The following is a 9576-nucleotide window of genomic DNA, read 5'->3' as shown; positions in this document are numbered from 1 at the left end:
ATGAATTCGACCTCGGCATTGCCTCTCGATCGCCAGCACCTGCCGGGTATCGCCGCCACCGGACTGTTCAGAGAATCTCGGCCGGGTCGTCGGCGCACGACCCGGCCCCGATCTCGGTGCGACGGTACCGGCGCGGGTTGTCGCCGAGCATCAGCTCACGCTGCTGAGCGCGGAATTCGCGACCCGGACCCGGATCGACGACTATTGCGACGCACACTGCGTGCGTCCACGAATTGCCGTGCAGGCCAACTGTATTCGGGCGCTTATCGACGTCGTGCAGTGCAGTTCACCGGTCACGGTACTGCCGCGTGCCGTCGCCGAGAATCATCGCGGATCGACCGCGGTTGGTCGTCGGCCGTGGCTACCGAAATACGTTCTGAACCAAGCCTATTCGACGACGGCCTTGATGCGTTCCAGTGTCTCGCGCATGCCATCGGCATTCGTCTTCCCGCGCGCTCGACCCGCCAGTAGCCAGTACAGCCGCAGCGGCAGGCTGTCGTGCAGCTGGAACGATTCGGTGACGTCGGTGCCGCCCTCGGCGGGCTCCAACCAGTAGCGCCACGTATTGATCTCGATACCGCCGGGACCCAGCACGGTGAAGGCGAACTCCCGACCCGGCTCGCAGGCGACGATGCGGCACACGGTCCAATACTTCAGACCCCAGCCATTGCGGTCGACATTCCCGCGGAACTTGACCCCCACGGCGGGTTCGGTTGCGCCACCGAGCCATTCGGCCGCGAACGTCTCCGGACTGAACTTCCCCGTATTCGTGATGTCGCTGATGAGCCGCCAGATTTCGTCGGCGGGTGCGGCCATCCGAACTGTCACACTTCCCTGCATCCCGTGCACGCTAGCAGGTGCGGGGTCGCGACCGTCCTCGGCCGCCCGGCGCGCACCTTCGCCGGCCGGTCGCCGACCACGCGGGGCGGACGGGCGGCAGGTGGCCCGGGCGGCCCGAACCGCGGCCGCCGTACTCGACTTCGGATTGCTTTGTCTCACAATTGTATTGCCGAGAATCCGCTACCGCGACCTCGGCGCCGGACGGGACGGTCAGAGTAGCCGGAATCCCGCGCCCGTCACGCCGAGGTGATCGATTTCGGCTAGTACCGCCGTGATCTGATTGGATACGTCCGGGTCGTGGATCGGGTTTCCGTTCCCGGTGCAGGCGGCTTCCGCGGATCCGAAGGGCGTGATCCCGGCATTGATCATGCCGACCAGTTGGTCACCGCGCAGGACTGGGCCGCCGGAGTCGCCGTGGTTGGCGCACACCTGGCTGATGAATTCGGCGGGATTCGCATCCCACACCACGCCGCAGGTGTAGCCGGTGGTGCGACCGTTCTTGCAGACCGTCTCCCACGCCCGGCCGGGTGCGCCGACGGTGGTGATGACCGACGGGCCGACCGCTCGGACCGGAGTGACATGGGCGGGGTCGAGTTCGATGACGGCCCAGTCGTGGTCGACATCCTTCGCCGCGACGAAACCGATCGGTCCGGTCCGCGGCGCGGCTTCGGCCCACACCGCCACGCCGGCGTCCTCGGCGCAGTGCCCGGCGGTAATGCCGACGAGGCGGTCGGCTCGGTCGTAACCGACCGCGGTCATGGTGCACAGCGCCACCATGGTCGGGTCGCTCGTCTGCAATGCGATACCGGACCCACCGCCGATCACGGCTGGCGCCTCCGCATGCGCCGGTCCGCACCCTGGCCCGACCGCCATCAGGGCGACCATGGCAATACCCACCGCGACCCTGCTGGCAACGCCCGTCGTGAACTCCATGCCCGCTCCATCCTTGAATCAGTGACGAGAGTGACGAGAGTGATCCGTGTCACGGTAGAGGCCGGTGTGGCGGTTTCAAGATCAACACACCGTAGGAGATCCCAGGTTTTGCGCGTCATGCGGTATCGCATGGCCGCCACCGACGGCCTTTCGGGACTCGGGGCGCGGCGATGTGATCGGAGTCCGGATCGAGTGGCTTTGTGGGACAGCGAATTTCCGGATAGGCCGGGCTCTGGGCGATGCAGGGCCGGGTTGTCCTGCACGCACTGTGTTTATGATCGTCGAGGATGACTGGTCATCTGATCGAATTTTGGGCTGGATAGTGGCGGGGACGAGGCCTGCGGGTGGTGATCTGGGATGGATGATTCGACGCACAGGGTGTTCGGCGGGCGGGCGGCAATCGCGCATCTGATCCCATCACCGTGGAATCGGGAGGAGTTCCTGGCCGCGCTGGGACAGTGGCGTGGTCGGCCGATTCAGCTGATGGCGGTCGAAGCCGACGCGCTGCCCGGTGTATGGAACCCGGTGCGGGGCACCCCGTGTGGTCTGTGGTTGGACACCGAGGCCGCCGATGTGATCGCGTACGCCGCCGGTACCACCGATTTCCATGTGGATCAGATCATCGCGCACGAAACCGGGCATATGGTGCTCGATCACGACGCGGGTACCGAAGGTATGCCCGGTTTGGAGCAATTGCTGCCGGATATCGACCCGGCCACGGTGCGGCGGGTGCTGCGGCGGTCGGAGTTCGCCGACCATCAGGAGGACGAAGCCGAGCTGTTCGCTGATCTGCTGCTGTCGAGTACCTCGCGGTGGCGCTCCAGCCGACCCATGCGCTCGTTCTGGGGTGATCGATGACGTCGTCGGCGCCGTCGGCAATCGCCTGGGCGATTCTCGGGTTCGGTCTGGTGGCGGCGACACTTCGACTGCTGTGGCTCTTCGATCGCACGCGTCCGAGTGAGCGGCTGGTCACCTACGGTCTGCTGCTGGGGACCGCCGCCGGGTTGTTGCGTGAGCGAGCGGTACAGGACTGGCTCGATGAGATCGGTGCGCTCGAAATCGGATTCACCAGACAGCTGTCGACGGCGGTGATGGTGCTGACGTTCGCACCGCTGTGCCAGTTGGCGGCCTCGTGGTCGGAGCGCTGGTCGACCCGGGCGATTCGCATGAGCCGATTCGTATGGGTCGCCGGGTACGCGTCGGCGATACTGATGCTGATCGTCGGATCGCAAGCCCGGTCGCTGGGGCAATACATCGACCGCACCGAAGGCTGGCAGACGCCCGTCTATTTCGCGTTCTTCTCCGGCTGGTGCGGGCTGACCGGTGCGCTGATGGCGTCCACGAGCCTGCGGGAGTTGCGGACCGGCGGTCTGCGCCCGCTGCATCGGATGACCTACCTGATCATCCTGGTGGTCGGTGTCTGGGCGCTGGAGGAGGCGGTCTCGATCTTCGCCAGCTCGGTGTGTGCCGCCACGGGAACCGGGCGCTCGTTCGTCGAATTCCGTTTCAGCGCAAACGAAAACAACTACATCTACCTGCTGGCCGGCGGTGCGATGGTCGCCGCCAGCGGTGTGGCGGCGGAAATCGCGCGCAGGCTGCGCGTCGACCCGGCGTCGCGCGCCGTGCGACAGCTGTACCCGATGTGGGAGGACCTGGTCGCCGCGTGCCCGGAGATCCCTCGTCCGGCGCGGTCGGGTACGCGGATGAGCCCGCGCTATCGTGTCCACCGCATAACCGTCGAGATCAGGGATTCGCTCCTGGTTCTCGGCCGGTTCGCCGAACCCGCGCCCGCCGGAGTCGATGGTCCGGCCGGTGAGGCGACACAGATCGTGGAAGCATTGCGGCGCAAGCAATCCGGTGCGGTTCCCGGGCAGTATCGGCGGCTGCAGGCTTCGGCGCCGGGCCGCGACATCGTCGACGAAACACGGGCCCTGCGACGGATCGCCGACCACTGGGCTGCTGCCCAGGCCGGTCCGTACCACCGATACGCCAGCTCCCTATTGGATGGAGACACAGCACGATGACCAGCACTACACCAGCGGTGGGGCGGATTCGAGCCAAGGACCGGGTGCTGCCGCATCCGCCGTATCGTCTGCCGGTGCTCGGTGACGTGTGGGATCTGCACGTGACCGACTCCAGCCAGTGGGGTATGCGTGGCGCGCAGAAGTACGGAGATATCTACGAGCGCAATATCTTCGGTGCCCGGGTGACCTACGTGAGCTCGCCGGACCTCCTGCGTGAGATCAACGATGACGACAAATGGGCGAAGTTCCTCGGTATCCCGATCCGCGACCTGCGCTCGGTAGCCCGCGACGGACTGTTCACGGCGCACAACAGTGAACCGAACTGGGCGAAGGCGCACGCGATTCTGGCGCCGTCGTTCACGGCGGCAGCCATGCGCGGCTACCACGCCACCATGCGCGACTGTGTCGGTGAGCTGATCGAGCACTGGGATGGCCGGGGCACGGAGTGGATCGACATTCCGAGCGATACCAACAAGGTGGCCCTGGAGGTGATCGGGCGCACGGGATTCGGATACTCGTTCGACTCCTTCGAGCGCACCGACGCCCATCCCATCGTTGCCGCGATGTTGCGTGCGCTCACCTACATCAACCGCTCCGCCTACTCCCACCCGCTGTTGGAGCGCACACTGTTCCGTGCGCAGCGCACCCAGCATCTGGCCGATGTCGAATTCGTCAACTCCGAAGTCGACGCGGTAATCGCGCAGCGGCAGCGCGAGGGCACCGGCGGGCACGAAGACCTGCTGGAGCGCATGCTCACCGCCACCGATCCGGAGACCGGGCAGCGGTTGGACTCGCAGAACATCCGTCACCAGATCCTGACCTTCCTGGCGGCCGGGCACGAGACATCGGCCGGTGTGATGGCGTTCGCGCTGCACTATCTCTCGGTCAATCCCGAGATCGCCGAGCGGGCACGCGCGGAGATCGCGCACATCTGGACCGGCGACGAACTCGAGTTCGAGCAGGTCGCCAAGCTTCGCTATGTCCGTCGCATCGTCGACGAATCGCTGCGGCTGTGGCCCACCGCGCCCGGGTATTTCCGCAAGGCCAATGCCGACACCATGCTCGGCGGGAAGTACCCGTTCGAGAAGGGCGAGTGGGTCTTCATCGTCCTGCTGCAACTGCACCGCCACACCCTGTGGGGCGACGACCCCGAGCGTTTCGATCCCGACCGGTTCCTGCCCGAGCGGGTCCGCGCCAGGCACCCCGAGTTGTACCGGCCCTTCGGTGTGGGAATGCGTGCGTGCATCGGACGCCAGTTCGCCTATCACGAGATCGTCCTCGTGCTGGCCACCATCCTGCGCAACTACGATCTGACGCCCGATCCGGACTACCGGCTGAAGGTCAAGGAGACGATCACGTTGAAGCCGGATCAGTTGCGGCTGAAGGTATCTCGGCGCGCTTAGGCTTCCGGTCCCGGCCGTTGCCGTGCGCGCAGCGCCTCGATCAGCGCTTGCCGATCGGAGGCGGCGGGCCGGCCGCGCAGGCGGACCCGCCGAACGCCGGCCTCGCGCAGTGCCCGCAGCAGATCCAGCTGCACGTAGGTGTCGACCACGCGCTGCGATGTCTCGGAATCGCTCAGGAACCACGGCGGCTGATCGAAATGTTCGGCGAGCGCGGCGAGTAATCGCGCCGACGGTGCGCCGTCCGTCCCGGCGCGGATCGCGGACAGATCGGCGGCGGTGGTCTCGACGCCGCGATCACGCAGCGCCGCGGCGACGAACTCCGTCGTGGGTTCGCCCTCCGCGGGGCTGTGCAGGGCGCGGAAGAGTATGTCGACGCGCTGTGCCAGGGACGGATTCATGCGCTCGCCTCGGTCAACCGTGTCTCGAATCGTCGGCGGGTCGACTCATCGAGTTCGACCCGCATTCCCGCCAACCACCGCCGGTACCGGGCTTCCTCCTCGTTATCGCGTGCCGGGTCGATCGTCCTGTCCAGGTACGGACCCAGAATCGCCACCAGTGGCCCCAGGGCGCCACCCTGTCGGCGGTTCGCCTCCAAGAGCTGGGTGACGAACCGGGCGTACAGCGGTTGGATGGTCGCGTCCAATCGCCGTGCCGCCGCCCGCATGGATGGCGACTCCGATTCCGCGAGGTCACCGATTTCGTGTGCGGCGGTAATCAATTCGGTAATGGTCTCGGCGTCGACGTACACCCCGGGCGGGCCGGTCACAATGCCGGTCCGCTCCTTCAGTGGTGTGGGATTGCCCCCGGCGAAGTAGACGTTCTCCGCCGACCCGGCCGTCCAGTCCAGCCCGATATCGAGCCTGCGCAGCGTTTTCGGTGTCAATCCGCGGGCTTCGCCGCGCTCGATCTTGAGCAGGGTGGGTTCGGTCGGGCCACCCCGCAGATGAACCCGCCGCCGCGATCGGTGCAGCGCCCCCATGCGGGCGACCACGACCTCGGCCAATCGCCGCGCGGACGTGTCATCCGTCGAGTCAGAGCCGGTCGCCGCCATCTACGCAATAGTAGTACGAAAATACCGTCGGCAGGAGGTCTCGGTAACACGATCAAGGTTTCCGCTGCTCGTCGAGCGATACCGCCAGGTCGTGCCTGTCATCCCCGCACTTGCTCGCCGCGCAGTATTTTCGTATTATTTTCGTATTCCGAATCGGGTCGGCGGACGCGGGCCACGAGTCGGATGCAGGCGATGGGTGATCGGCCGTGGAGGGGATGGTCGATCACCCACTGTTGCCTCCCGGCCCTCGAAAGTCAGCTCTTCGACTTATCGCCGCTCGGGTGGTGCGCACGGCCGCCGTGTGCCTGACCGCCCATCATGAACATCATCGACATCATCATCAGGGGACAGGCGAGCACCACCAGGGCGATCAGCAGTGTCGACATCGACGCGCCGCCGAGGGCCAGCCCGACAACCACCATGGCCAGTACGAGTGTGTACCACCATAAATACCGTTTGCTCACGGTCTTCCCCTTTCTTCGGGATCAGTTCGAGTCTGCTCTGGCGCACCAGGTTGTGGAACGGCACGAGGTCGCGCGGAGCGCGGCCGAACGGCCTTCGGGTGGCTGCCGAAGGGCCCTATTCGCAAGAGAACAGTCACGACAGCATCGAGAGGATGACCGGCCCGCGCCGGTCGTGGACGTCGATTTCGACGAACCGCGAGAATCGACGCTGGATCGCGTGTCCAGCAATCGTTCTCACGAAAGGAATGCTGGTCATGGCTCAGAACCCCAGGCGTAGTACGGCTGTGCTGGAAGTCGGCGGAATGCGGTCGGCCAGCCAGCAGAATGTCGTGACCGCTGTGCTCGGCCGCCGCCCCGGTGTGCTGGAGGTGTCGGCGAATCCGGTATCGCACACGGCGACTGTGGTTTTCGATCCGGAGCTGACCTCCTCGGCCGAGCTGACCGGGTGGGTTCGCGATTGCGGATTCCACTGCGCGGGTAGGCAGGTTCCCGCTCATATCTGCGATCCGATGGCCGAACCCGATCGACCCACCGGGCGTACGCCCGCTCCACCGACTGCGCACGACGTCATGGGGCACGGCGGAGACGAGGGTAGTTCGATGGCGGCGATGGTCGCCGATATGCGCAATCGCTTCCTGGTCGCGGTCCTCTTCTCGATCCCGATCGTGCTGTGGTCCCCGATGGGATCGCACATGTTCGGCCTGGATCTTCCCGTGCCATTCGCTGTGCGCGAAGATATTTGGGCGCTGGTGCTGAGCCTGCCCGTGATCTTCTATTCGTGCACGATCTTCTTCGATGGCGCCATCCGCGCGCTCCGGGCACGAACCCTGGACATGATGGTGCTGGTCGCGGTCGCGGTCGGTGCCGGGTGGGGCTACTCGCTGGTCATCACGGTAACCGGCGGAGGGGAGGTATTTTACGAGGCCGCAACGGTTTTGGCATCGTTCGTGCTTCTGGGGCACTGGTTCGAGATGCGCGCCCGCGGTGGCGCCAATGACGCGATCCGCACCCTGCTCGATCTCGCGCCGCCGAAAGCGGTGGTCCTGCGTGAGGGTGAGTCGGTGGAGGTTCCGACCGCCGAGGTGGTGGCGGGGGATCTGCTGCTGGTACGCCCCGGCGCCAAGATCGCCGTCGACGGCCTGGTCGAAGAGGGTGACAGCGAAGTCGACGAGTCGATGGTCACCGGTGAGAGCCTGCCGGTGCACAAAACCGTCGGTTCGGCGGTGATCGGTGCGACCATCAATGTCAATGGCACCCTGCGGGTCCGGGCGACGAAGGTCGGCGCGGACACCGCGCTGGCGCAGATCGTCGAACTCGTTCAGCAGGCCCAGAATTCGAAGGCGCCGGGGCAGAAACTGGCCGATCGTGCCGCGTTCTGGTTGGTATTCGTCGCCCTGATCGGCGGCGGGCTGACCTTGGCGTCGTGGCTGCTGTTCTCCGATCGCCCGTTCAGCACCGCGATGCTGTTCGCCATCACCGTCATTGTCGTCACCTGTCCCGACGCACTGGGGCTGGCGACCCCGACAGCGATCATGGTCGGCACCGGGCTCGGCGCGAAACGTGGCGTGCTGTTCAGGAACGCCCTCGCCTTGGAGGCCTCGGCTCGTATCGAGGTGGTGGTGATGGATAAGACCGGCACCCTCACCAAGGGCGAACCGGAGGTCACCGACATGGTGATCGGCGGTAGCGGTCTTTCCGAAGCAGAGATATTGCGGCTGGTGGCCGCGGTCGAACGGGAATCCGAGCATCCGCTGGCCGGAGCGATCGTGCGCCACGCGCGCGAGAACGGCACCCCGGATATCGCGGCGACACGGTTCGAGAACGTGCCCGGCCACGGTGCGATCGCCGAGGTCGAGGGGCATCGCGTGGTGGTCGGAAACCGGCGGCTACTCGACCGCGAAGGTGTCGATCCGGGGGCGTTGGCGTCGGCGCGCGACACCCTCGCCGCCACCGGGCACACCGCGGTGCTGGTCGCCGTCGACGGGGTCGCGGCGGCGGTGATCGGTATCGCCGACGCCCCACGCGAGACCTCGGCGGACGCGGTGGCCGCCCTGCGGGAGCTGGGTGTGGAAGTTGTGATGCTCACCGGCGACAACCATGCCACCGCGGCGCGGATCGCCCGCGCGATGGGTATCGACACGGTGGTCGCGGAGGTGCTGCCCGGTGACAAGGCCGCCGAGATCGCGCGGTTGCAGGCCGGTGGTCGCAAGGTCGCGATGGTCGGCGACGGTGTCAACGACGCTCCGGCGCTGGCTCGGGCCGATCTCGGTATCGCGATCGGTGCCGGCACCGATGTCGCCATCGAAGCCGCGGATGTGGTGCTGATGCGCTCGGACCCGCTCGATGTGGCGGCCGCCCTGCGGATCGGGCGCGGCACCCTGCGCAAGATGCGCCAGAATCTGGCGTGGGCAGTCGGTTACAACACCATCGCCCTGCCGATCGCCACCGGTGTCTTCGAGCCCACGTTCGGTCTGATCCTGCGCCCGGAGATCGCCGCCCTGTCGATGTCGGGCTCGAGCCTCATCGTCGCCGTCAACGCGTTGGCGCTCAAACGACTACGCCTGCCCGCCCCAACACCCGCGCGCGGCCACCTCGCCGCGGAGTCGGCCACCTCGACCGTGGAGAAGCGAACGAGTGCGATGGGCCTCGGTCATTCGTGACCTTCGTCCTCTGGGTCGCTTCGAGTGCTGGTCATCATCACATTGCTCGGTAAGTCGAAGTCAGCGCGGACGGTCGTGGTCGGCAACCGCGGCCGCGGCACGATCCGTCGTGCCGTGTGAGTACGGCCCACAGCAGCCCGCAATCGAGATCGCCTTCGAGTTATGTTGCGGCTCAGCATGCTTCGGATCTGGTGGAGTAGA

General features: G+C 66.3%; 10 protein-coding genes and 1 pseudogene. 5 read left to right on the top strand and 6 right to left on the bottom strand.

Annotated elements, in window-relative coordinates:
• Positions 1-67 precede the first annotated feature (67 nt).
• Entirely contained in the window at positions 68-217 is a 150-nt protein-coding gene (locus NU1_RS43435) for a hypothetical protein (protein ID WP_212761213.1), read from the bottom strand.
• Between NU1_RS43435 and NU1_RS44355 the strand changes: the two are divergent.
• A pseudogene (locus NU1_RS44355) lies at positions 161-301 on the top strand (transcriptional regulator CynR); the annotation flags it as partial. The gene NU1_RS43435 and the pseudogene NU1_RS44355 overlap by 57 nt on opposite strands.
• 86 nt (positions 302-387) lie before the next feature.
• Here NU1_RS44355 and NU1_RS26585 read toward each other — a convergent pair.
• Both NU1_RS26585 and NU1_RS26580 read right to left on the bottom strand, forming a co-directional pair.
• On the bottom strand, positions 388-840 hold the full coding sequence (locus NU1_RS26585; protein ID WP_067525425.1) for an SRPBCC family protein: 453 nt from the start codon (positions 838-840) through the stop codon (positions 388-390).
• Between the two features lie 210 nt (positions 841-1050).
• Complete coding sequence (locus NU1_RS26580) at positions 1051-1773, bottom strand: S1 family peptidase (RefSeq protein ID WP_067525424.1); 723 nt, start codon at positions 1771-1773, stop codon at positions 1051-1053.
• A 357-nt stretch (positions 1774-2130) separates the two neighbouring features.
• Between NU1_RS26580 and NU1_RS43430 the strand changes: the two genes are divergently transcribed.
• Genes NU1_RS43430 through NU1_RS26565 form a run of 3 tightly spaced genes read left to right on the top strand, consistent with a single transcriptional unit; the run spans position 2131 to position 5200 of the window.
• Complete coding sequence (locus NU1_RS43430; RefSeq protein WP_067525422.1) at positions 2131-2631, top strand: hypothetical protein; 501 nt, start codon at positions 2131-2133, stop codon at positions 2629-2631.
• On the top strand, positions 2628-3797 hold the full coding sequence (locus tag NU1_RS26570; RefSeq protein WP_067525420.1) for an MAB_1171c family putative transporter: 1170 nt from the start codon (positions 2628-2630) through the stop codon (positions 3795-3797). Before NU1_RS43430 ends, NU1_RS26570 begins: the two co-directional genes overlap by 4 nt.
• A complete protein-coding gene (locus tag NU1_RS26565; RefSeq protein WP_067525418.1) occupies positions 3794-5200 on the top strand; it encodes a cytochrome P450 in 1407 nt (468 codons plus the stop codon). Before NU1_RS26570 ends, NU1_RS26565 begins: the two co-directional genes overlap by 4 nt.
• On the opposite strand, the gene NU1_RS26560 is transcribed toward NU1_RS26565, so the two are convergent.
• The 3 genes from NU1_RS26560 to NU1_RS26550 form a co-directional block, all read right to left on the bottom strand.
• Positions 5197-5598, bottom strand: coding sequence for a hypothetical protein (locus NU1_RS26560; protein WP_067525416.1), 402 nt, complete (start codon positions 5596-5598; stop codon positions 5197-5199). The genes NU1_RS26565 and NU1_RS26560 overlap by 4 nt on opposite strands.
• On the bottom strand, positions 5595-6251 hold the full coding sequence (locus NU1_RS26555; protein ID WP_067525414.1) for a hypothetical protein: 657 nt from the start codon (positions 6249-6251) through the stop codon (positions 5595-5597). Before NU1_RS26555 ends, NU1_RS26560 begins: the two co-directional genes overlap by 4 nt.
• Before the next feature lie 254 nt (positions 6252-6505).
• A complete protein-coding gene (locus NU1_RS26550) occupies positions 6506-6715 on the bottom strand; it encodes a hypothetical protein (RefSeq protein ID WP_067525412.1) in 210 nt (69 codons plus the stop codon).
• A gap of 254 nt (positions 6716-6969) precedes the next feature.
• On the opposite strand from NU1_RS26550, the gene NU1_RS26545 reads away from it, so the two are divergent.
• Positions 6970-9375: a heavy metal translocating P-type ATPase gene (locus NU1_RS26545; protein ID WP_084521830.1), complete on the top strand. Its 2406-nt coding sequence runs from the start codon at positions 6970-6972 to the stop codon at positions 9373-9375.
• The last annotated feature ends 201 nt before the right edge of the window (positions 9376-9576 follow it).

The sequence above is a fragment of the Nocardia uniformis NBRC 13702 genome (genome assembly GCF_001613345.1).
Classification (GTDB): domain Bacteria; phylum Actinomycetota; class Actinomycetes; order Mycobacteriales; family Mycobacteriaceae; genus Nocardia; species Nocardia uniformis.
Note: the sequence above shows the minus strand (reverse complement) of the source record. Positions and strands in the feature narration are given on the sequence as shown.